Here is a 23,452-nt window from a genome sequence, read left to right as displayed (position 1 = left end):
GGAGTTCCGTCGCTTGCGTGTTCTTTGAATACGAGCTTCACCGCCTTCAGGCGGTCAGGGCGGCAATATCGAGTGCGTCCTCAACACCGTTACCGCTTCTCCACAAGCCCCGCCGTCCCATCGTTCGCTATCTGAACGGGCCGCAACCTTGCCCGGATCATCCGCAACGTCTCGGCATCCCACGTCACTTCCAACATCGCCCCGCGGCTCCATTCGCGCGTGGGGCCGGGGCCATCGAACACCAAATTGCCCAAGGACCAGGCGACGCTTCCGCCCCACAGATGTTCCAGAGGTTGGACAACGTGCGGGCCCGTGCCGACAACCAGGTGCGCCCCTGCATTCAGCCAGGTTGCGGCAAGGGCTCGCTGCTCAACGGTTGGGGTTTGAGAGTGTTCCCGGCCCCAGTGGGGCATGATGACAATCAGATCCGCCTTTGCCCGTGTTGCCGCGATGGCTTTCACGAGGGCATCGGAAGATGCGGTGGTGGCAATCATGAGTCCTTCATTGCGTGAAGGCGTGGCCTCCTCATCATCATACACGGAGAAGAGAGCCATCTTCCGTCCTTGGGCTTCCAGGATGAGCGGTTGCAGGGAGGCTTCGCTCGACGTTCCCGCGCCGCAGTGTTTCAGCCCGGTTTCATCCAGGAGGGAAACTGTTGTCTGGAGCCCAGTTGGGCCGCGGTCCATGGAGTGATTATTGGCCAGGGTCACGGCGTCCACGCCAAGCTCCTTGAGCAACTTGGCCGCATGGGCCGGCGCAGAGAGCAGGGCTTTGGCATCTGGGCTGGCGCCTTGGGGCAGCAAGGCGCACTCAAGATTGATCACGGCGAGGTCGGCGGTGCTCAGTGCGGCGTTCAAGGAGGCCATGGGATTGTTTCCTCGATGCAGAGTCTCTGCTACTCGGCGGCCTAGCATCACATCCCCTCCAAAAACGGTCGTGAGTGTCTTTTTGGATTGGCGCAGCTGCAGGATCTTCGGAACAGGGCGGCCCTGCTTCAACTCGCCCAAGGGGAGTACGGCCGCGGTTCCCTCAAGCTGGTGCACCACCAGGTCGGCGTCGTTGAGCTCGCCAAGAGGAGGGAGATCCTGCCACAGTGCAGCGGCATGGGCACCAAAGTCGATCACGCAGCCCTTGTCGCTCTCCGCGGGCCCTTGCCAGGGTTCAAGGAATTGCCGGAGGTCTCTCGGGCTGCCCCAGGGCAGACGCCAGCCTTGCGCGCGAAATCCGGCGATCAAGAAGTTGGCGCAATCTGCGCCCCAGCCGGTCTCGGGGCCTGAGCGCAGGCCATCTTGAATCCAGGTCGAGCCAAAGATGTAAGGCAGGGCAAACTGCTCACTCCAGGCGGCGCGGAGACCGCTGGAGCCGGCTGCTTTCACGCGCAGAGTCAGGACGTTGCTGAATCGCGATTCACCATCGCGGATAACCTCCGCATAGATCGGGACGGTGCCGCAGTAATGGTGCGGATCCTGGAAGGGCCTCAACGCGGCGACATCCAACTCTCCCAGAACGGTGCCCTCAGCGATCAATCGGGGCTGTTGCTGAATCCAGCGGGGGGCCCTGCTGGCAAAACCAAAGTCCACATCAGTGACGCGGTACACGGACTTTTCCGCCTGCAGGGCCCACCAGCGCACCCGGGCGCCGGTGGGGGCGGGGTTCATGGTGACAACGGCTGGCTGGCCGGCCTCAAGCCGGTAGCTGCCGTCTGGCTCCCGGGGGCGATCGTGCATGGAAATGTCAGGCAGAAACGAGTCTGCTCTCCAGTCGCTCTGCATTCCTTCCAGCCGTGGCCGCTCGTATTCTGTGTGAGCTGGTCGCCACCGTTGCAGAGCCTTGGTGCGCAGCGCCAGCGAGGCTTTGCTGAGGTCGAACGACGGAATCTGTTCTCCCTTCCGCTCCCTGAGCCTCGCCATCATGGAGCGATCCGGACCGGTGATGGCGAAGGGTTCCCAGCGCACCTCGGCATTGGAGATGCGCCAGCTCTCGTCCAGAGCCGCGCACAGCAGCTTGTCCGCCTGATCGGGGGACTTGAGCCAGGGGGTGGACAGAGCCCAGCAGAGGGCCTTGAGGCCGCGTTTGTCGAGCACCGATGCCACGACCTCGTGAACCTCGGGCGCGAGCTTGTCATCTGGCAGCGTTGCGAAGTAATCAAGGTCGATGCTGGCGACGAAGGGGCGCTCGATGGGCCAGGCGGCGGATGCTGCCTTCCATTGCTCGAAGTCCAGGGCCCGGAACTTGGGGGCAAGGGGCCCAGCATCGCGGGGCAGACCTTCTTCATGCGCATCCAGATACTCCCGGGCATCTTGTTCCAGCCTCGCGCGTTCCTCCGTGGGCAGACGGCGTGCCGAAACCCAGATCACTTCCGAAATCGGGGCGGGCATCAGCGGCTCGATCCAGTTGAAGCACTGGATGGCGCCCTGCTCCCGCCAGCGTTGCAGCCGGGCGGCTCTGTCTTCCACAGAGGGCACCTTGCGAATGGCCTCACGGATCCGGTCGGATTTGGCGATGGCCGAGGCATCGCTGTGGGCGTCGAACAGCACCAGGGTGTGCGGTTCGTTCAGCGGAAGCGTCTGGGCGAGGAAATAGAAGCTGCCTGCATGGGATTCCTCGATCCAGACAGGGAGGGGCGGGGCTGCGGCGTGGAGGAGGTTGTCGCACGTCAGGGCCGCACAAGCTAGAAAGAGGCGACAGGGTTGGCGCAGAACCGATGGAATGATCTTGGTCACCTTATTGGCGAGTGCTTGGGGGCCTTGGAGAGAGGGGTGACCAAAACGATGTCGGTCAGGCAGGTGTCGTCGAACTGGGTGCCCTTGTACACTTCGGCAATGGTGAGCTTGATCGTCTTGACGGCGCTGTTTGGCTGCGGCAGGTCAAAGTAATGGTGCTCAGTGGTGAGGCGCTCGTCAGGCACTGCAACGGAGAAGGGCTTGCCGCCATTCACGCTCACATCGAGTCGTTTGATCCGATTGTTAGCCTCATAGAGCTGCTGGTCTTTGGCGTAGCCATTGACCAGCCCGACTCTGGCCACCTTGCCCGGTTTGGGCAGGGTAAGGGTCACTGCTTCTCCGATACCAGGGCCAGGAGCACCTTCGACCCAGCAGGTTTTGCGAGAGAAGTCCCTGAGTGCTTCAGCAGCAAAACTAAGCGAACCATCGGGAGGGAGGGTGGATGTGGCATCGATTTGGTAATCCTTTGAATGAATTTCCCAGCGACCGCCGCCGTAGCGTGGGCTGTCTCCCCTGCACACATAGTAAGCGGTTGACACTTTTTCTTGCTCGCTGGGATCCATGAACAGCACGTCATCGGGGACGGTGCAAGCAGGAGAAGTGATGACCATCAGGTCATCTTCGAGTGTCGGCTCCAAGTCAGAGAATCTCCAGATCCAGCGGTCGCCATCTTTTGTAAATCGGTTGGGATGGCTGAACTCGACTTGTCCGGCATCCAATGAGACGGGATTGATGATCACCGTGCCTTGAGTGATAGGTCCGGCCCAGGAAGCGGCGCTTGAGAACACATAGGACAAGGTGGTGGCGCTCCGGCTCCACCCACTCGAGATCGCTGTGACAAACGCCGCATAGGGGTTGCGGTATCTAACGATCAGCCGTCGTGTCTGACCCTTTTTGAAGTCCAGTTTGAAGACATGCCACGCTTTGATAGTGGTCCGGTTTTCCGAAGGTCCCCCAGGCGTTTTGCCGCCCAGCTTGAGGTTGTCAGCAACGGTAGAGACTTCCAGAGGCGTGCCATCGGCTGCGAGATGGAAGTTCTCCAGCTTCACCAGTGATTCAAAAGGAGTCTTCACAAGAGAATTGACTCCCCACCTCAGATCATTCACGGCAGAGGGGAATCCCGCTTCGACAGTCACCTTTGGTCCCGGATTGTGCAGGACGTATTCGATGCGGATTTCCGCATGCTCGATGTGCAGATCGATCTCGAGATGCTCGGAAAGCATCTCCACCTGCTCGATGCCAAAGGGCTTGAAGGCACCTGTGGATTGCAACCCTTGCGAGTAACCTCCGCCATTGCCATGAGCCGATGTCACTATGAGGCTGAAAGCGCCGAACAATAGTGCACTCCACAAACGGCACGTGCGGGGCAAGATTCCCATTGTTTGAAGGGGGATGCACGTTTGTCACCGCGAAGCCCGGATCTTTGGCTCTTTCTCCAACGGGGACACCAGCACCACTTCCGAGAGGGCGGTGTCGCTGTACTTCGTGCCCTTGTAAACGGCAGCGATGGTGAGTTTCACGGAAACTACAGACTCCTCGGGGGCAGGCAGGTCAAAGTAGAAGAGCTCCGAGGTGAGACGTTCATCAGGGACTTCCACCGGAAAGCTCTTCCCGCCATTGATGCTCACATCCAGCCGGGCCACGCGGTTGTTCTTGAGGTAGATGTCCTCCGACTTGGTGTAGCCGTTGGCAATCCCGATGCGGCTGAGCTTGGCGGGTTGCGCCAGCGTGAGCGTCACGGATTCGCCAATGCCATCGCCCTTGGCACCTTCGACCCACGCCGAGCTTCCGCTGTCAGAGTCATCTTCCGCGAGAAGCTGGGGATCATAGCGGAGCCCGCTGCCGGGAGCGAGGGTGGAAGACGCGGTGGCCTTGTAGTCGTAGCGATGCAGCTCCCACTTGCCGCCCATCTTGCCCTCGTAGTTCTTGACGGCACCCCATCCCACATACTCGGTGCGGCTGTAGTCCTCGACCTCGCCATTGGGGTTCTGGTTGTAAACGGATTGCCCGAAGCACAAGGGACGCGTGGTGATGACGAGATCGTCCTCCAGGGTGGGCTCGAAGTCTGTGAAGAGCCACCGCCAGGTATTGCCGTCCCTCTCGAATCGCTTGGGATGGCTGAACTGGATCAGATTAGGATTGGCCGTCACAGCTTTCACCGTCACGCTGCCTTGTTTGATGGGGCCATTCCATGCGCCGGCGCTGGAGAAGAGATACGTCAAGGTCAGGGGGCTGATGCGGCTGTCGTCAGACACATACATGTAGCTGCCGAAGTACGGATTGCGGTACTTCACAGTGACCTTGCGGGTCTGCCCCTGGGCGAAGTCCAGCTTGAAGATGTGCCAGGCTTTGACCTTGATGCCGCCATCCTCACCATCGGATGGAAGGGACTCCACCGAGTCGAGCTTCAGGTCATCGGACTTGATGGTGGTCTTCACCGACTTACCGTCGGCTTTCAGTTCAAACGCCTCCAAGGGCAGCTTGGTCGCGAGCTGCTTCATCGTCATGGGCTCCGCATCCACCTCGCCATAGGGATCCACCGCGACGGCTGAGGGAAAACCCGCCTCCACCGTGACCTTGGGACCGGGATTGTGCAGGACGTACTCGATGCGGATCTCAGCGTGCTCGATGTGGAGATCGATATCGAGCTTCTCTGACAACATCTGGACCTGCTCAATGTTCAGCGGCTTGAAGGCCCCGCTGGAGGCCAGACCTTTGACGTAGCCGCCCCCATTGCCGAGGACAGGAGTCGCAAATTGCAGGGCCACCAGACCTGCGCTCAAGACGAGACGAAGCCACTTACGCGTGTGCATGGCACTACACGTAAGGGCAGCGGCTGATATGGCAAAGAGAAAAGGCTGACGACCGTGGCGTCAGGCGGCGGGAGCAGCAGCGGGTTCAGGAGCAGGTGTCGCAACCGCACCAGCCTCCTTGGCCTCGGCGGTGGCGTTCTTCACCTCGAACTCGCGGCACCAGCCTTTGATCTCCAGGTCATTGAAGATCTTGCCGATGACACGACGGAGGAGACCCTTGAGGTTGGCGTTGTCCACGCCTTGAAGGCTGCGCACGGCCTGTTCCTTGTAGCTCTCCAGCAGGAGCATCGCCTTTTCATGCGCGGTGCTGGACTCTGCCCAGGCGCGAATGGTGGCCTTGTCAGGAGATTCCTTCAGCTCGCCATTCCAGAGCTTCTCCATGGTGTCCTTGATCTCTCCCTTGCCGCGCTCGCGGATGAGGGCCAGCACGATGCTGGGGCGGATGGCCACGGTGTTGTCCGTGGCGGAGTCGTCGCCCAGGTCGTCGAGGTCGTCATGAATCTGGTAGGCGATGCCGAGAGCCTCGCTGTACTCGTGGAGGGCCTCTTCCACTTCATCGAGACGGCCGCTGAGGGCAGCGCCGATCTTGAGGGCCACTTCAAAGGCGGGGGCGGTCTTGCTGCGGAAGATCTCCAGGACCTGGGCGCTGCTGAGGGCCACAGGATGGTTGTTCCAGAGGAGCTCGGCTCCCTGGCCACGGCAGAGTTCACGCTGTCCCACCGCGGCGATCTTGAGCATCTCCGTGCGGAAGTCGGCGCGCACATCGGAGTCGGCCAGCAGGCGGTAGCCTTCACCAATGAGAAGGTCACCCACGTTCAGGGCCACTGGCATGCCGTGCTCGGCATGCAGGGTGGCTTCCCCGTAGCGTTGAGCATCGTTGTCCTCGATGTCGTCATGCACGAGGGAAGCCTTATGGAAGCATTCCACGGCGATGGCGGCCTTCTTCAGTGAGTCGCTGAGCGGGCCTTCTGGATCTTCACGCAGGGCCTGATAGGAGGCCACCGTGAGGAAGGGACGCCAGCGGTTGCCGGCGCGGGCGAGCCACTCGCGGGCGATTTCCTCGGTCCGATCGTGCGGCTTGCCAAGGAGCGCATCAAGGCTGTCGCGGGTGAACCACTCGCGCACATCCTCATGCAGCTTGTTGAGGTTCAGACGGCGGGTCTTGTCCTCGCTGGTGAGGTGGATGTAGTCCCACACCCAGTCGATGTCCACGGTGGTGTCGATGCAGTCGTCCTGGAGCAGCGGCACGGCTACGGCCGGGATGGCGGCGGCTTCCACGTAGGGGAAGGTGCGCTCCAGCACGGGGAGGCAGGAGATGCCCACGATGGCCTCGATCTTGCCGGTCTGGATGAGGCTCATGACGATGGCGGACCCTTCAGCCACGAGGACGGCGTAGCCGAGCTTCTCCGCCTCATTTTGGAAGTCCTGGATGGTGCAGAGGCCGCACTGCTTGCAGAGCAGGCCAAATTCATCAAACGGGGCCGGGCACTTGCTCTCCACGCGCAGGCACTTGGGCATGAGGAGGAGGCGCTTTTCGTAGGGAATGGTCGCCAGCGTTTCGCGCCAGAGCTCATTGCTCAGGAGCACCCCGATGTAGTCCCGATAGATGGGGTTGAAGTTGTTGTCCGCCACGATCTTCTCCGCGTGGTAGCGCATCTCATCCAGCGGTGCCGGTGGGACGAGCTTGGCGGTCTCGAGGTACTTGCGGATCGTGCCCAGGATGTGATCCCGCTCAACCTTCGTCTGCGGGATGTTCTTCTTTGGCTGGCGGAAGCGCCGTACCGTGATGGGCACTGCGGGCGGGAGCTGGGCGGAGCGGACGGCGACCGTGGACATAGCGGGGGAGTCAGGCAGAAAAGGAGAGATGAAGCGGCAGTTACGTTTACGAACCGAAGCACCGCCTTGTCTTAACCGTTTTGACATGAGCTTGTCTTGCAGAAAGTCATGGCAAATGCGGGCAAATGAGCCATTGGCTGTATCGGTCCTGAATTGTCCAACTTTACCCATTTTTTGCTAAGGGGGGCAATCGGACCTGCGTTCTTGCTTCCGTCCATGAAATTTCTTCTGCCTGCCGTCCTCGTTGCTCTCCCCGCCGCTGCTGCCCATGCGGTGGACTTCAAGCGTGACATCCAGCCCATTTTGAAAGCCGAATGCTACAAGTGCCACTCGGAGGAGTCGGGCAAGGAAAAGGGCGGATTCGTCTTCGACAACCTGGAGCGTTTTGCCAAGGACATTGGACCCGGCCGCACCATTGAGCCCGGTAATTTGAAGGAGAGCCACCTCTACACCACGCTGGTGGTGGAACTGGATGACGACGCTCACATGCCTCCCAAGAAGAATCTTCCGGAGGCGAGCATCGCCAAAATCAAGCAGTGGATTGAAGAGGGGGCTTCGCTCGACGGCAGCAAAAAGCCTGCCGCGGCCTCAACGGCAGCCGCCATGCCGGCTCCAGCGCCAATCCAAAACTGGACCAACACCGAAGGCCGGATCATTCAGGCAGCGATGCTGAAGCTGGAAGGCGAGAGCGTTGTGCTCCGCATGGCCAATGGCCAGGTTTACAACTACCCGCTGAGCAAGCTGTCCCCAGAGAGCCAGGCGCAAGCCAAGGCTGGGGTGAAGTAGAAATAAGCCAGGTCTGTTCTCTGTTTTTTCCCACGGCTCGCCACGAACTGGCGGGCCGTTTTTCTTTTTGGGCAGGCTGGGGGACTACAGACCTGGCGGATGCCGCAGTTGATAGCCCTTGAAGGAGCGGGCAGTGGGACGCCAGCGCGGGCCGTCGCCTCGTCCGGCCCCAAAGTCACTGGTGTCCAGACGCAGACCGCAGACGGACATGAAGACGTGGCCGTCTTTTACAAACAGCGTGATGTAGCGGCCTGGGCCCGGGGCCCCGTAGTTTCTAAATTGGTTGGAGGCCAGGGGGCCCCGAAGCAATCCGGCGTGGTAGAGCACATATGAGACCGTGCCGGAGCAGTCGTAGCCCCGATCATGCAGCACGCGGTGACCACCCCCGTAACGATAGGGTTTGCGCTGGAGGGCGTTGGCAGCCGCTACGGCGTGATGCACCGCCTGCGGGACGGAGGCAGGGGCATAGGCGACCCGCCCGTTGTACTCCAGATACTCCCGCGCCCAAGTGGACTGGAACGCGGAGGGGAGGAAGACCATAAGCAGCGCGATCGGCCACCATGAGGTGACGTGGCGAAGGCCGGAGATGGAGAGAGCAGAAGAGGGGGCCATGACCGTGGGGAGACGGTGCGATAATAACCCTGTTTTCCATAAATACAATAAAATAGTTCAGTGATGTGAACTAATCGAGGGGGACGGTGGGTGCTCGAGGTCGCTCCTCCCACCACTGGCTGACGGGCAATCTGGGGCGAGCTGGAGATGCCTTCCCTGTAAAGCTTCACTTGCACCCGGCGGGGTCTGTGCCAGAATCCGCGCTCTTTTCGCTGGATTTTACGTTCCGCACGCACGCTAAGCACATGGCATTGATCGTTCAGAAATATGGTGGCACCTCGGTGGGCACTCCCGAGCGCATTCGCAATGTGGCACGTCGTGTCCTTGAGACGCAGAAGGCCGGACATCAAGTGATCGCGGTGGTTTCCGCGATGTCCGGTGTGACGGACGGTCTGCTGAAGCTGGCCAAAGACGTTTCCGAGAGCCCGACCGAACGCGAGATGGATGTGCTCCTCTCCACAGGCGAGCAGCAGACGATCGCACTCACCGCGATGGCGATCAATGCCCAGGGCGGCAAGGCGGTGTCCCTGACGGGGGCCCAAGCTGGCATCCAGACCGATGGCGTGCACACGAAGGCCCGCATCGCCAACATCACGCCCACCGAAGTGCACGAGATGCTCGATGAGGGCAACATCGTCATCCTGGCAGGTTTCCAAGGCCAGACCCGCGATGGGCTCATCACCACGCTGGGGCGTGGCGGTTCGGATCTCACGGCGATCGCCATGGCCGCTGCGGTGAAGGCCGACCTCTGCCAGATCTACACGGATGTGGATGGCGTTTACACCTGCGATCCCCGTGTGGTGCCCACCGCACAGAAGATCGATGTGATCAGTTATGACGAAATGCTGGAGATGGCCAGCAGCGGCAGCAAGGTGATGCAGAGCCGCTCCGTCGAGTTTGCAAAGAAATTTGGCGTACGCTTTGAGGTGCGCAACAGCATGAACAACAACCCTGGCACCCTTGTGAAAGAAGAAGAACTTGGCATGGAATCCGTCGTCGTCCGTGGTGTGAGCCTTGAGCGCAACCAGGCGAAGATCACGATTGATGACGTGCCGGACCGTCCAGGGGTGGCCGCCAAGATCTTCGGTGCCATCCACAAGGCTGGCGTCGTGATCGACATGATCGTGCAGAACGTGAGCTGGGACAATGAGACGGACATTAGCTTCACGCTGAGCGCCGCTGATTTGCCCAAGGCTGAGTCCGCCCTGCAGGCCGTCCTGGCTGAGCTGGGTGACAAAGTGGAGCTTCGCTCCCAGACGGGTGTGGCCAAGCTCAGCATTGTCGGCATCGGCATGCGCAGCCACAGCGGCGTCGCCAGCAAGATGTTCGGTGCCCTGGCCAATGCTGGCATCAACATCCAGATGATCTCCACCAGCGAAATCAAGACGGCCGTGACCGTCGAGGAGCGTGAGATCGAAAAAGCCGCCAAGGTGGTGCACGAGGCCTTCGGCCTTGATGGCGCAGCGCCGACGGCCTGATCGGGGGAGATCTGGCCGATAAGGACTGAGATTATTTTTTGGCCGGGCTTGATGAAGCCCGGCCTTTTTGTTGTGGGAGGTGAGGCGGGTGTTTGTGAGTGTGGATGTGTAAGTTATCGTCAGGGTGCCTGCGGACACGTTGGCTCCTTTGACCCAGCCTTCTGCCAGAATGTGCGCAACACCGGCCGTAGTTGACGACGTAAGGAGACACTGATTTCCCCGTATGTGGCGTCTGTGGTGCTGAGCACGTTCGGCTGCCCAAGGCTTGCTTTTCCACCGCGAAGGAGACGCTGCAGACGCTTCAGTTAGTGTCTCCTCACGTCGTCAGCTACACTGGTGCTGGGCTGTTGGGAATCAAAGACCGGTGGGGGGGCGAATGGAGGCGTGAGCTATTGTCAGCTTGCCTGCGGACACGTTGGCCTCTTTGATCTCTCCTTCTGCGTGAGGGCGTGCAACATCGGTCGTAGGTGTCGACGTGAGGAAGCGTTGATTTCCCGGTATGCTGCGTTTGGAGTCCTGAGCACGCTCGCCTGCCCAAGGCTCGCACCCTCACCGCTAGGCGAGGCCACGAGCCGCCTCTCCCTCCTACTTCGCCACCGCCCCCTTCCGCCGCCGGAAGCGCTGCCAGGACATGGAGAAGCCTGTCCATACCAGCACGGCGGCAGAGAGCGCGGCGAGGCCGGCGAGGGTCTGGCCGATGATGCCACCAGCCTCACCGGTGTGCACCCAGCGGGCCCAGAAGCGCAGTTGCTTGCCGAGGTTGTAAGTCGAGAAGGTTTCCCAGGTGACGATCTCGCCGTTGGCGAGGTTGACGTTGAGCTGGGATTTCAAGTCGGGGCGGCCCTGATGACTTTCGCTGATGAAGATCATGGCGGGAGCCTTGGCATTCGCGGGAAGGCGGACGGTGATGCTCTGCCAGGTGGGCACCTTGGCCACGGCAGTGTCCCAGGCCTGGTTAAGACCGCTCAATGCCACGGGCTCGGGCTTGCCACCTTGGGGACGGGCTTGCTGGGCACGGGGCGGAGGGGGTGGGTTGCCGGTGAGGGTGAAGAGGAGGTTGTTCGCCCACGGATAGGCCATGATGAGGCCCGTGAGGATGATGAACAGGAGGGGAAGGCAAGCCCAGAAGCCAAAGACGTTGTGCCAGTTCCAATCCCGGGCGCGGCCCGTAAGGCGACGGTCAAAGGCAACGATGCGCTTGATGAAATGCCAGGTGAATCGGCGGGGGAACCACAGGTAGAGTCCGCTGATCACGAGAAACAGAAAGACGAGGCACGCTGCACCGGTGATAGCCTTGCCGGTGTCGCGAGACTCACCCTCCAGGGCGAGCCAGCGATGCAGTTCGGTGACGAAGTGGAAGAAGTTCCGTGCCTTCGCCGCGCCCTCACCCAGGAGTTCTCCCGTGAAGGGGTTGGCGTACTGGGTGGCTTCGCGACCAAAAGCAAGCATCACGGCGGCGTTCGCATCGGACTCCACCGTCAGGGCGGTCAGCGCTTGTTTGGGATTGGCCGCGGTGGCCTTTGCCGCCAGCTCTTCCAGCGGCAGACGACTGGCGTTGGCGGCTGGTGTGACTTGGTAACCGTCCACCCATTCCAGGATCTGGCGCTCATACATCAGCGTGGCACCCGTGAGGGACATGAGCAGGATGACCACGCCCGCTGCGCAGCCCGCGATGAGGTGCAGCCAGAAAATGGTTTTGCGAAGGAGTCGAACGACGGCGGTCATGGAAGAAGACGTTTTTTCTAACGGGCAAATGAAGCAGGGTCAAAAAGGAAGTGACGGCACCCTGTTCGGTGTGCCGTCACGAAGAGAAGTTCCAACTGGAGGCTCACGCCGTCATCACATTTCTGCCCACTGCCGCAGAAGGTTGTGATACACGCCGGTGAGTTGGACCGCAGTCTTGTCCGCGGCTGCGTTTCCTGCCAGATCCCGCGCCAGCCTTTGGATGGAGAGATCGAGGTCAAACAGGAGGGACCGCTGGCCGTCATCACGGATCATGCTTTGGATCCAGAAGAACGAACTGACACGCGCCCCGCGAGTGACCGGGGTAACGTGGTGAAGGCTTGTGGAAGGGTAGAGCACCATGTGCCCCGCGGGCAGCTTCACCTGTTGCACACCGTAGGTGTCCTCAATGGTGAGTTCGCCGCCGTCATAGTCCTCGGGTTCGCTGAAAAACAGCGTGGCGGAGATGTCTGTGCGGATGCGCTGGCCAGTGCCGGGAATCTGCCGGATGGCATTGTCCACATGGGTGCCAAATGCCTGGCCTCCCGCGTAACTGTTGAACATGGGTGGCAGGACCCGGAGGGGAAGTGCCGCGGCCATGAACAGGGAGTTCCGGCCGAGGGCTTCCAGGATCATGCCGCCCAGCTCCTTGGCGACAGGATGTCCCTCAGGGAGCTGCATGTTGTTTTTTGTTTTGGCGGACTGATAGCCGGTGGTTGCCCGGCCATCAGTCCACTCCGCCTTGTCCAGCAGCGCTCTGGCGTGTTTTACCTGTTCAGGGGTGAGAACGTCAGGGATGCGGATCAGCATGGAGGAAGGCTACTTAAACAGATGTCTGGAGGGATGCGAGCTTAGAACTTGATCGCAGCGGAGACGGCCACGGAGCGGCCGGCGCCTGGGACGAAGTGGCCACCGCCCACGCGGTCGATGTACTCTTCATCAGCCAGGTTGTAGAAGTTCACGCGGAGCGAGACGTTCTCGTTGACCTTGTAACCCACCATCGCGTCGAAGACCCAGTAGCTGGGGGCGAGGCGCTGGTTGATGTTGTTGTTGAAACGGGAGTCCACGAACTGGGCGCCGCCACCGATCTGGAAGCCAGCGGGAAGGTCGTACACCGTCCACAGGTTGAAGGAGTGCTCAGGCGTGTTGGACACGTGCTTGCCCACTTCTTCCGGGTTGAGGGACTCTTCGATCTCGCTGTCGAGGTAGGTGTAACCTGCGAAGATGCGCCAGTTGTCGGTGATGGTACCGGCAAAGCCCACTTCGAAGCCTTGAACCACCTGCTCGCCGCTCAGCTCAAACGCGGTCGGATCGGCCGGGTCTGCGGTGCGGGCGTTGGATTTCTCCGTGCGGAACAGGGCGGCGGTGAAGGACAGCTTCTCGTCGAAGAGGTCCCACTTGGTGCCGAGTTCATAGCTGCGGTTCTCTTCCGGATCGGTGTTGAACTGGTTGATGATCGCGGCGGAGGAGCTGCTCACGAGCAGTTCCGTGGCCGGGTTGAAGGAGGTGCCGTAGGCGAAGTACACGCTGCCGTTTTCCACGGGCTTGTACACGAGGGCCGCTCTCCAGCTCACGAGGTTGTCTTCGCGGTTGAGGTCGGTGCTGGAACCATGGTCGTCCACGGAGGTGTAGTCCGTGTCGATGTAGTCATAGCGCACGCCGCCGTTGATTTCCCAGTGGTCACCCAGCTCGACTTTGTCGAAGAGGTAAACCGCAGCGGAAAACACGTCAGCTTCCTGACGGGCACCGTTGTAGTGGATGCTGCCGGTGTAGGGATCGAGAGCGTTCGGGTGGAACAGGTCCGTCTGGGGAGCTGCGTCCGCCACACGGGCTTTGTTTTCCGACTGCTCCCAGGCGAATTCCACGCCGGTGGTGAGGGTGTGGTGAAGGGAACCGGTGTCGAACTCGGCGATCAAGTTCGTCTGGTTGGAGAGGATGCCGTCTTCCTGGTCGCGGGACTGGAACTGGCGGTTCAGCGTGGAACCGGTGCCAGCGAAGCGGGGGGCCGTGGTCACGGAGTCACGCGTGGTGAGGCCAGCACGGGTCACGTTGCGCAGCTTGAGGTCGGAGGAGAAGTCGTGCTCAAGGATCGCCGTGGCGATGTGGGTCACGATATCTTCGTAGTCACGGTCCAGGATGCCGTAGAAGTTGCTGTAGGAGACCGGGGCCGCCTTGTTGTGGTACTTCGTGAGGCGGGGATCGGTGACGGTGTCAGGGATCCAGGGGATACCGTAGTCGGGCACGTTGTGCTGCTCGAGGTACAGGTAGTTCAGGGACAGGCGGGTGTCCGTGCCCAGACCGAAGACGAGGGAGGCGGCTGCGCCCCAGCGCTCATTTTCCACGTAGTCACGGCCAGGAAGGTCCTGGGTGTGGTACAAGCCGTTGATGCGGAGAGCGGAGCCGGTGGTTGGCGTAGGAGCGACAGGCTGCACAGCCTTGGCGCCCTTGCCACCCACGGTGCCTTGCACGCCGGGGTTGCCTTCGTTCACCCAGAGAGGCTGGTTGATGTCGATCGTGCTGCGGAACAGATTGTCCGAGCCGCCGGTGAACTCACCGCTGTAGAAGGGGTCCAGCTTGGCCTGCTTCGTGGAGAGGTTGATGGAGCCACCCGTGGATCCACGGCCGGCGTTGGTGGAGGAGGGGCCTTTCACCACTTCCACCTGCTCGATGTTGAAGGGGTCGCGGGAGTAACCACCGAAGTCGCGAACGCCATCAATGAAGAGGTCCGTCTTGGCGTTGAAGCCGCGGATGGACAGGTTGTCACCGGCAGGGCCGCCGCCGCCTTCACCAGCCTGGATGCTGATGCCGGGAACGTTGCGGAGCACGTCGCGCAGAGACGTGGCACCCTGTTCCTTCATGAGTTCCTGCGGGATGACCGTGATGGTCTGGGGAACGTCGCGAAGCGGGCCCGTGTACTTGGGAGAAGACACGGCCTGGGGCTTGTAGAGAGGCACCTGAGCGCCGGAAACGACGACTTCTGGGAGCTGCTGGGTGCCAGTCGGGGCGGGAGCAGGAGCCGGTGCTGCGGTCTGGGCCGTCAGGGAGCTGGCGGTCGCGAGGAGAGTCGTCACGGCCACGCTTTCACGGGCGATCCGGTGACGCTTGGTCTTGGATGAGTTGCGTTGCTTCATTATGTGCGGGAACTCCGCCGGCTGACGCCGGACGGAACGGGTTGTTGTGAGAGGGCAAGGGAGACTGCGGCCGGCCTTTGAGGGAGAAAGCGCGATTGGGTCTCAATTGCGGCGCAATCAAGACGCAGTCGCAACAGATAGTCAATCCTGTTTCTGTCCAATTTGTCATCTTTTTGGCCCTCAATTGGTCAATTAGTGTTCTTTTGATTTGGCTTGGTTATTGGGAGGATTTCTGCTTTGGTGTCGACAAAATACCATGATGAAACTCGCGCAAATATTCTCGCCCTGCCGGATTGCGGCAATCTCGGCTGCCGTCATGGTGGCCATGAACGGCCCCCAGTTGCTGGCCGGGGGCGGGGAGATTGACCTCGGTCCGCAGACATCCCTCGATCTGGAGGCGGCCCAGTTTCGGGTCTGGTTCCCAGACGACGCCAAGACGCTGCGAGGGACGCTGTTCCTGATTCCCGGCAAGAATGGGGATGGCCGTGGCCTCGCGGGGGACGCGAACTGGCAGGCCTGGGCGACCAAGAATGGCTTTGCCCTGCTGGCCTGCAACTTGAAGGACGACGACCAGGAGGCTGGCTACCAGATGATGCCGGCCACGGTGGAACTCCTGGAAAAGGCGCTGGCAGAGGCGGCGAAGGTTGCTCAGCATCCAGAGATCGTGACCGGCCCACTCGCCTTCTGGGGCCACTCAGCGGGGGCGAATCTGAGCCGGGTCTTCACGGGATTGCACTCCAAGCGAGTGGTGGTGATGGCGGTGACGAAGGCCACTGCGGGTGGGCCGTCTGACGTGCGGGATGCCTTGGAAGTGCCGGTGCTTCTGACGACCGGAGCCAAGGAGAAGCCAGACTGGCGCAAGAGCAATCAGGACTCCTGGACGCAGGCTCGCAAGAGCGGGGCGGTGTGGGCGATCGGCGACCATCCCAACGAAGGGCATGAGGCCGGGAAAACCCTAGAGGCCATCCGGCCGTTTATGGATGACGCCATCACGCTTCGCCTGGGAGCAGCAACTCCGGCAGCTGAAACGGGACGTCCGGCGCTGGGGCAACGTCCCACCCGGAGCGCAGCAGGGAGCGGACCCAGCCTGAACAAGATCAAAGATCAAGACGGCTGGTTGGGGGATCTGGGAACGAAGGAGGTCGCCCCCTACAAGGACTTCAAGGGAAACAAGCGCATCGCCTGCTGGTTCCCCGGTGAAGCCAGTGCCAAAGCCTGGCAGAGCTATCTGAAGTGATGCGGGGAGTGCGAAATGAGAAGCCCGTGACCGGTCATGCAGACCAGACACGGGCTTTAGGAACCTACTCGTTGGCGTAGAGCCGCGGATCAGTTGGCAGGTTCCAGTTCGCCTTTTTCGCGGGCACCCACGGGTTCACTCGCGGTTTGCTTCCGGCGCTTCGGGAACTTGCGCTTGTACCACATGAGGAAGCCGGTGATGGAAAGGATGCCGGGGGCGAGGCCGCCGAGGCTCCAGAGGATCTTCACTGGCAGGCCGCCAAAGGTGCCGTAGTGCAAGGGGGTGAAGCTGTCCAAGACCTGGTCCCAGGCGCCGGACTGGCTCACGTCTGTGAAGTCCTTGAGCTCTCCGGACTTGGCATCAAAAGTGGCGACGCACCCGTAGTTGCTGCGGAAGGGGCCGTAGGACTCCAGTTTGCCGTAGGAAACGAGGTCGTCCTTCTCCGTCGTGGGCAGGGAGATGTAACCAGGGACATAGCCGGTGGCCTTGGCCTCTGCTTTCGCCATCAGAGCGGTGATGGAGGTGCCGGGAGCTTCGAATGTGCGATGAATGGGAGGGTCTTCTTCCACGTGCTCTTCTTCCATCATGTGATGAAGGATGTGGCTGAAGTTCCACCACGCTCCAGTGAAGCCAAGGATCAGATTGAAGACCACGCTGGTGATGCCCACCATCTTGTGGGTGTCTGAGAAGAAGATGCGGGCGCTGCGACCCCAACGCAGCAGGAAGAGCGTCTTCCAGAAACCGCGGTACAACCAGACACCGGTAATACCCAGAAAGAACAGGAGCGTGGCGAACAAGCCAGCGATGATCAATCCCGCGTGATCTGCGAAGAGCGTGTAGTGCAGCTCCAGGAGCCAACCCGTCAGCGTCTTACTGGACTCCGTGGGGGTACCCCGGACTTCGCCGGTGTATGGGTCCACCCTTACGAAGCGCCACTCACTCGTGCCCTCCTTTACCACGTAGAACTGATCCGCTTTGGTGGGGGAGTCTGCCACGGACCAGCCGGTGACCACATAGCCGGGGACGGCTTTGCGCACACCGCTCAGCAGCGTGTCATAAGAGAGCCTGCCTGCAGGAGTCGGGCTTACGATCACCTCAGCAGGTGAGATGTTCCGGTCGATCTCCTCATTGAAGACGAGGATGCTGCCCGTCAGGCCGATTACGATGAGCCCCAGCGCGGCGATCAGGCCCATCCAGGAGTGAAGGTTGAAGAGGAAGCGCTTCATGAAATGCTAAGGGGCGTCTGGTTGCAGGGCTGCGGGAGGCAGGCGGGAGCGCCGGTGTCGTGGAGTGGGAAGGGTGAGGGTTGGATCGGAAGGGTTAGAGATATTGCGTCTAGGTCTCAAATGCAATACCCAATTGCCTGTCGTTGCCGGGCGTCGGGGTGGGTGGTTGACGTTTCGGCTGAGCGGGTTATGAGCGGGCATGCTCCGGAGTATCCTCGCTTCCCTCGTGCTGGTGACCCCTCTTGTAGGCCAAGAGCCGACCCCCAAGGCTGAAAGGCGGTCTTTTTCGCACCGCGAGCACGGAGAAGCCCGTCAGGACGACTACTCCTGGCTCAAGCAGCGGGATGATCCGGCGGTGCGGAAGTACCTGGTGGCGGAGAACTCATACACCGGTGCCTACTTCAAACCGCTCAAGCCTCTCTACACCACCCTGCTCAAAGAGTTGCGCTCGCGGGTGGTGGATGAGGACGTGAGCGTGCCCGTCCAACGCGGAGCCTACTTGTACTACGAGAAGTATGTGGCCGGCAGCGAGTACGAGACCCTGTGCCGGAAGAAGGTGGCGGACGGTGTCGAGGAAATCATGCTGGACTTCAACCAGCGTGCCAAGGGACACCAGGTGTTTCTTGGGGGCGGAGCTTCGGTCAGCCCAGATGACCGGTTGCTGGCCTGGAAGGAGAATCACGATGGGACCGACGTGTACACCCTGCATTTCCTGGAACTCGCCACTGGGAAACTTCTGCCGGACGAGGTCCAAGGCACGGCCTTTCACATGGGCCCGGTGTGGGGCAATGACAATCGCACGCTCTTCTACACCACGCCGGATGACACCCAGAGGTCCTACCGGGTGATGAGGCACGTGCTGGGCACGGCGGCGAAGGCCGATGTGGTGGTGTATGAGGAAGCTGACCGGCAGTTCGACGTCAGGATCTCACCGACCAAGGACCGGAAGTACCTCATGATTGAGTCCGGCAGCACCAATACGACTGAAACCCGCGTGGTGCCTCTGGATCGTCCCGGGGAGCCGGCCGTCGTGTTGATTCCCCGGAAGGCGGGTATCCGGCACAATGTCGCCCACCGGGAGGGGCGCTGGTACTCTGTGAGCAATCTGGGCGGTACCAACGGCTGCCTGCTGACGGCGGTGGATGCGGACGGAAAGCTTGGTGATTGGGAGGAATTGTGGCCGTATGAAGAGAAGCTGGCACTCCAGTGGGTGGATGCCTTTGCCTCGCACATCGTAGTAGGGGCTCGGAATCAGGGCGTGCCTGGAGTGTTCCTGTTGGATCCTGAAACCAAAGACAAGGTCAAAGACCATCGCTGGGTGCCCGCTCCGGTGGAGGGGGGATCGCTCGATTCAGATGACACTCCTGACTACCACGCCACGGCCCAGCGGGTGATGTACACCTCCTATGTCACGCCCTTCACCGTGGCTGATTTGAATCTGGCTGACGGCACCATGAAGGTCCTGAAGCAGAAGAAAGTGCCCTCGGGCTTTGATCCTGCCAAGTATGTGGTGGAGAAGGTCGAGGCCAAGGCCGCGGATGGAGTGGTCGTGCCGGTCTGGCTCGTGCGCCGCAAGGACCTGCCGCTGGACGGCAGCGCCGGGCTGGTGCTGGACGGCTACGGCTCGTACGGATCATGCAGTGATCCGTGGTTCGACGCGGGGGCCCTGAGCCTGCTGGATCGCGGGGTGACGGTCGCGACGGCGCAAGTGCGTGGCGGTGGCGAGTTCGGCCGCACCTGGTATGAAGCCGGCCGGGTGCTGAAGAAGGAAGTGACCTTCACCGACTACATCGCCTGTGCGAAGCGACTGGTGGAGCTCAAGTACACCTCCCCCTCTAGCCTGTGTGCCTACGGCGCCAGTGCCGGCGGGTTGATCATGGGTTACGTCATGAATCAAGCGCCCGAACTCTTCCGGGCCGTGGTGGCGGATGTGCCGTTTGTGGATGCGCTCAACACCCAGTTCGACCCTTCCATCCCGCTGGTGACGGGCGAGTACGAGGAGTGGGGCAATCCTGAGGATCGCGCCGTATTTGATGTCATGCGGCGCTATGTGCCCTATGAAAATGTCAAACCCCAGGTCTTTCCCTCCCTCTACGTGACCACCGGCTGGAATGATCCGCGGGTGGCCTACTGGGAGCCTGCCAAATGGGTGGCCAAGATCCGTGCCGTGCATCAAGGAAAGAACCCCGTGCTGCTGGAAACCAACTTCGACGCCGGCCACGGCGGTGCCACCGGTCGCTACGCCCAGCTTGAGGATGTGGCGCGGAGGTATGCGTTTATTCTGCGTGAACTGGGAAAAGAAAATTAGGAATGATGAATTAGGAATTATGAATGAGCCATGACTCCCCGGTCACGTGGGCGTGAATCGGCGGCATCGGACAGCTCATTCCTAATTCATAATTTCCTAGTCCACCGCGATGCTCACAATAGCCGACAGTCCCGGCCGGACTTGCTGGCTGATGCCTGAGAGGGTGGCGGGGTCGAAGGTGATCTTCACGGGCACACGTTGGACCACTTTGGTGAAGTTGCCGGAGGCGTTGTCAGGAGGGAGCAGGGCGAACTGGGCGCCGCTGGCGGGAGCAAAGCTGTCGATATGGCCAGCGAGGACGTGCCCAGGCAGGGCGTCGACGGTGACTTCCACAGCCTGGCCGGGGTGCAGATGGGAGAGTTGAGTTTCTTTGAAGTTGGCTTGAATCCACACCTCCTGATCCACCACGGCAAAGAGGGCCTGCCCTGGCTGAACGCGGTTGCCCACTTCCACATTCTTGCGGCTGATGATGCCATCTGACGGGGCGTTGATGGTGGTGTAGGAAAGTTGCAGCTCGGCGTAGCTCAGGGCGTATTCCGCAGCGTGAACCTGGGCCTTGGCGGCGTCCCGTTCAGCCTCGGTTGCTTTCTTCTTGGCTGCGATGCTGGCGATGTAGGCCTGGGCTGCCTCCAGGGAGGCATGGGTGGCTTCAAGGCCTGCCGTGGCTGTGGCCAGGGTGGTCTTGGCTGTATCGTAGTCTGCCTGGGAAATGGCGGAGAGTTGGTCTTTTGTTTTCAGCGTTTCGGCGCGTTCGAAGTCGAGCCTGGCTTTGGCCACCGTCGCTTCATCACGTGAGACATTGGCCTTGGCCAGCTTGATGCCGGCGCGTACCAGATCATCCTGCGAGGTGGCATCGGAGACCCGGGCTTCCGATTGAGCAAGTTGGGCCTGGGCCTGCTGCAGGGCCACGCGTGCCTTGTCGCACTCCAGCGTGAGATCCCGAGTGTCGAGTTTGATGATGGGCTGGCCCGCTTTCACGTGGGTGTTCTCATCCACGAGGATCTGATCCACCACCCCGGCCAGACGGGAGCTGAGGGTGTGGATGGAGCCGGTGACATAGGCGTCATCTGTCTCCTCATGGGTGAGCATGTGATAGACCACCCGGCCGGAGGCCAGCAAGGCGACAGGCAGGACGATCCCCAGCATGAGCGCTCTCATGATGCGGGGGCGGGTTCGTGGTGCTACCGAGGCCGGGGGCGCGGCATCGTCTTTGTTCGGGGCGACGGCAGTCTGGGTGCTCATGCGATTTTTGGGGGATTGAGGAAATAGAAAGGTCCGGCGGCTGGGTTAGTGGGCGTCAACCGGGGCCTGTTTGCCTCCTTTGCCGAGGAGCAGGAGAAGGGGCAGGGTGAGGATGAAGGCGAGGGCGACGTAGCGGAAGATGTCGGCGTAGCTGAGCACGCCGGCCTGAGCCTGAATGGTGCCCTTCATCACGGCCAGAGCCTGATGATGGGCGTTGACCACACTGGAGGCATGAGTTTGGAATCCGGCTGTGAGCATCTCCAGTCGTTCCTGCGTGGCCTGGTTGAACAGGCTGACCTTTTCTGCGAGGATGCTTTCATGCAGCGCCTGGCGCCGGGCCAGCACGGTGGTGATGAGGGCGATACCGATGCTTCCGCCCAACTGGCGGGTGAGATTGTAGAAGCCGGCGCTGGCGGCGATGTCCCGCGTGGGAACGGGGCCCAGCGTGGCGAGGCTCAAGGGGAGGAACATCAGCACACTGCTGCCTCCGCGCAGTACGAGCGGCCAGAAGAGTTCATTGGTACCAGACTGGGTGGTGATGTGGGAAAGTTGATACGCCACGAGCGCAGTGAGCAGGCCCCCCATGGCGACCAGCACACGGGGATCCACAAACTTGGTGACCCGCGCAAGCATGATCATGACCACGGCAGAGGTGATCGCACCCGGGCCCAGGAGGTTGCCCGTTTGCATGGCATTGAAGTGAAGGTAGTTCTGCGCGAACACCGGCACCGCAAAGATCACCCCGTAGAGACCCGCTCCGAGCACCATGGAGTAGAGGCTGCCCGCTGCGACGGACCGGTGACGCAGTACCCGAAGATCCACCACGGGATGGCTCACCGTGAGCTGCCGCCAGACAAAGAGGACTGCGGCCACCACGCTGGTCACTGCCAGGGCACTGATGAACCGGGAGGCAAACCAGTCATCCTGCTGCCCCTCCTCCAGCAGGGTCTGCAGGCTGCCCAGGCCAATGGTGAGCAGAATGATTCCCAGCCAGTCCACGCTTTCCCCGGTCTTTTTCTGAGAGGCGTCGTCCCTCGGCAGGAAGGTGATGGCCAGGATCACGGAAACAATCCCAACGGGCAGGTTGATGAAGAAGATCCACCGCCAGCCGAGGGTGTCGGTCAGGTAGCCGCCCAGGATGGGGCCGATGGCGGGGCCGGTGATGACTCCCAGCCCGAACACCGCCTGGGCCAGGCTGCGACGCTCGGGAGGAAAGGATTCAAAGATCACCGACTGGGCATTGGCCAGCAGCACGCCTCCACCCAGCCCTTGCAGGATGCGGGCCGCGATGAGCATGGGCAGAGAAGTCGCCAGGCCGCAGAGCATGGAGGAGGCGATGAAGAGAACGAGGGAGAAAAGGAAATAAGTCTTCCGGCCAAACCGTCGCCCCAGCCAGGCGGTGAGGGGAATGATGATGACGTTCGCCACCGAATATCCCGTGACCACCCAGCTGATTTCCGAGAGGGTGGCCCCAAGGTTCCCCTGCATATGAGTGAGGGCCACATTGACGATGCTGACATCGATGACCTCCAGGATGGCTCCCAGTGATGCGGTGATCAGCACGGCCCAAGGCAGCCATCCCTGACGGGCGGCGAGAGCGGCAAGCGGCGACAGCCGGGACGGGTCAGTGACGATCATGAACGGTGACTGAAGCGGGGGGCAGTGATAGGCGTAATGCCGGAGACGAAGATCTCCACGCTGGTGTTCAGATAGGTGGAAGCGGTGTACTCGGCAATTCCGTGGGAAGTTCGGCGGAGCATCCCGGCCAGTAGCATGCCGGTAAACATGTCGACGGCTGCCGACAGGTCCAAGTCTCCGCGAATACGCCCCTCATCGCGGGCCTGCGTGAGGTAGTCGATGAAGCCCTCGCGTGCTGGCCGGATCGAGTTCTGGATGATCTCTTTTGCGTGGGTGGGCTGGCGTCGAGCCTCGCCAATCAAAGTGCGGATCATGGCCTCACCCTTCTCCAAGGCCTTGTTCAGCGCTTTGGCATGAGCCCGCAGATCCTTGCGCAGATCACTCGTCCACGAAGTGCGTGCCGCCATCATGTTCTGCTGGGTGAGGCACTCCTTCTTGAGGACCTCTGCGAGCAGTCGCTCCTTGGTCTCGAAGAGGCGGAAGAGGGTGACTTCGTTCACCCCGGCTTCCTGAGCGATGGAGCGGGTGGTGGCAGCTTGCAATCCGTCCCGCGCAAAGACCACCGCGGCCGCGCGCAGGAGCTTCTCCCGGGCAGGAGTGGTGGTGCGCCTTGATGGCTTGATCGCGGTCGGCATGTCAAAAAAGGAATGCAAGTGGTTGCTTGCATTTTTGGCACGATGTCGCGCTTGGTAAAGGGCTC

The 23,452-nt window shown here is 61.2% G+C and carries 16 protein-coding genes; 4 read left to right on the top strand and 12 right to left on the bottom strand.

What is annotated here, in order from left to right; translation table 11 throughout:
- Positions 1-89: 89 nt before the first annotated feature.
- The 4 genes from BV106_RS36680 to BV106_RS33390 form a co-directional block, all read right to left on the bottom strand.
- Positions 90-2,723, bottom strand: coding sequence for a CapA family protein (locus BV106_RS36680; RefSeq protein ID WP_051946847.1), 2,634 nt, complete (start codon positions 2,721-2,723; stop codon positions 90-92).
- Entirely contained in the window at positions 2,720-4,036 is a 1,317-nt protein-coding gene (locus tag BV106_RS33400; protein ID WP_265596347.1) for a hypothetical protein, read from the bottom strand. The genes BV106_RS36680 and BV106_RS33400 overlap by 4 nt, the downstream gene beginning before the upstream one ends.
- 90 nt (positions 4,037-4,126) lie before the next feature.
- Positions 4,127-5,536, bottom strand: coding sequence for a hypothetical protein (locus BV106_RS33395; protein ID WP_038172253.1), 1,410 nt, complete (start codon positions 5,534-5,536; stop codon positions 4,127-4,129).
- Positions 5,537-5,596: 60 nt separating this feature from the next.
- Positions 5,597-7,372, bottom strand: coding sequence for a polyprenyl synthetase family protein (locus tag BV106_RS33390; protein ID WP_038172251.1), 1,776 nt, complete (start codon positions 7,370-7,372; stop codon positions 5,597-5,599).
- Between the two features lie 216 nt (positions 7,373-7,588).
- Between BV106_RS33390 and BV106_RS33385 the strand changes: the two genes are divergently transcribed.
- On the top strand, positions 7,589-8,158 hold the full coding sequence (locus tag BV106_RS33385; RefSeq protein ID WP_038172249.1) for a c-type cytochrome domain-containing protein: 570 nt from the start codon (positions 7,589-7,591) through the stop codon (positions 8,156-8,158).
- An 84-nt stretch (positions 8,159-8,242) separates the two neighbouring features.
- On the opposite strand, the gene BV106_RS33380 is transcribed toward BV106_RS33385, so the two are convergent.
- Complete coding sequence (locus BV106_RS33380) at positions 8,243-8,770, bottom strand: hypothetical protein (protein WP_038172247.1); 528 nt, start codon at positions 8,768-8,770, stop codon at positions 8,243-8,245.
- 245 nt (positions 8,771-9,015) lie between these two features.
- On the opposite strand from BV106_RS33380, the gene BV106_RS33375 reads away from it, so the two are divergent.
- The gene (locus BV106_RS33375) at positions 9,016-10,248 is read left to right on the top strand and encodes an aspartate kinase (RefSeq protein WP_038172245.1); all 1,233 of its coding nucleotides are present in this window, start codon (positions 9,016-9,018) and stop codon (positions 10,246-10,248) included.
- A gap of 585 nt (positions 10,249-10,833) precedes the next feature.
- Here BV106_RS33375 and BV106_RS33370 read toward each other — a convergent pair.
- The 3 genes from BV106_RS33370 to BV106_RS33360 all read right to left on the bottom strand — a co-directional run bounded on the left by BV106_RS33370 (position 10,834) and on the right by BV106_RS33360 (position 15,101).
- On the bottom strand, positions 10,834-11,973 hold the full coding sequence (locus tag BV106_RS33370) for a PepSY-associated TM helix domain-containing protein (protein ID WP_038172244.1): 1,140 nt from the start codon (positions 11,971-11,973) through the stop codon (positions 10,834-10,836).
- Between the two features lie 114 nt (positions 11,974-12,087).
- Positions 12,088-12,780, bottom strand: coding sequence for a Fe2+-dependent dioxygenase (locus BV106_RS33365; RefSeq protein WP_038172242.1), 693 nt, complete (start codon positions 12,778-12,780; stop codon positions 12,088-12,090).
- A gap of 41 nt (positions 12,781-12,821) precedes the next feature.
- Entirely contained in the window at positions 12,822-15,101 is a 2,280-nt protein-coding gene (locus BV106_RS33360; RefSeq protein WP_038172240.1) for a TonB-dependent siderophore receptor, read from the bottom strand.
- A 256-nt stretch (positions 15,102-15,357) separates the two neighbouring features.
- On the opposite strand from BV106_RS33360, the gene BV106_RS33355 reads away from it, so the two are divergent.
- Positions 15,358-16,338, top strand: coding sequence for a hypothetical protein (locus BV106_RS33355; RefSeq protein ID WP_265596346.1), 981 nt, complete (start codon positions 15,358-15,360; stop codon positions 16,336-16,338).
- 89 nt (positions 16,339-16,427) lie between these two features.
- Here the strand turns inward: BV106_RS33355 and BV106_RS33350 are convergent, their stop codons facing one another.
- The gene (locus tag BV106_RS33350) at positions 16,428-17,564 is read right to left on the bottom strand and encodes a PepSY-associated TM helix domain-containing protein (RefSeq protein ID WP_038172236.1); all 1,137 of its coding nucleotides are present in this window, start codon (positions 17,562-17,564) and stop codon (positions 16,428-16,430) included.
- A gap of 199 nt (positions 17,565-17,763) precedes the next feature.
- Between BV106_RS33350 and BV106_RS33345 the strand changes: the two genes are divergently transcribed.
- Positions 17,764-19,872 carry a S9 family peptidase gene (locus tag BV106_RS33345; protein ID WP_038172234.1) on the top strand — a complete coding sequence of 703 codons (2,109 nt, stop codon included), beginning with the start codon at positions 17,764-17,766 and terminating at the stop codon, positions 19,870-19,872.
- A gap of 96 nt (positions 19,873-19,968) precedes the next feature.
- On the opposite strand, the gene BV106_RS33340 is transcribed toward BV106_RS33345, so the two are convergent.
- From BV106_RS33340 to BV106_RS33330, 3 genes are read right to left on the bottom strand one after another with little or no spacing between them, the layout of a single operon-like run.
- Positions 19,969-21,114: an HlyD family secretion protein gene (locus BV106_RS33340; protein ID WP_038172232.1), complete on the bottom strand. Its 1,146-nt coding sequence runs from the start codon at positions 21,112-21,114 to the stop codon at positions 19,969-19,971.
- Between the two features lie 45 nt (positions 21,115-21,159).
- The gene (locus BV106_RS33335) at positions 21,160-22,752 is read right to left on the bottom strand and encodes a DHA2 family efflux MFS transporter permease subunit (RefSeq protein ID WP_051946844.1); all 1,593 of its coding nucleotides are present in this window, start codon (positions 22,750-22,752) and stop codon (positions 21,160-21,162) included.
- Positions 22,749-23,387, bottom strand: coding sequence for a TetR/AcrR family transcriptional regulator (locus BV106_RS33330; RefSeq protein WP_051946841.1), 639 nt, complete (start codon positions 23,385-23,387; stop codon positions 22,749-22,751). The genes BV106_RS33335 and BV106_RS33330 overlap by 4 nt, the downstream gene beginning before the upstream one ends.
- Positions 23,388-23,452: the final 65 nt, after the last annotated feature.

It is taken from the genome of Verrucomicrobium sp. BvORR106 (assembly GCF_000739655.1).
GTDB lineage: Bacteria > Verrucomicrobiota > Verrucomicrobiia > Verrucomicrobiales > Verrucomicrobiaceae > Verrucomicrobium.
Note: the sequence above shows the minus strand (reverse complement) of the source record. Positions and strands in the feature narration are given on the sequence as shown.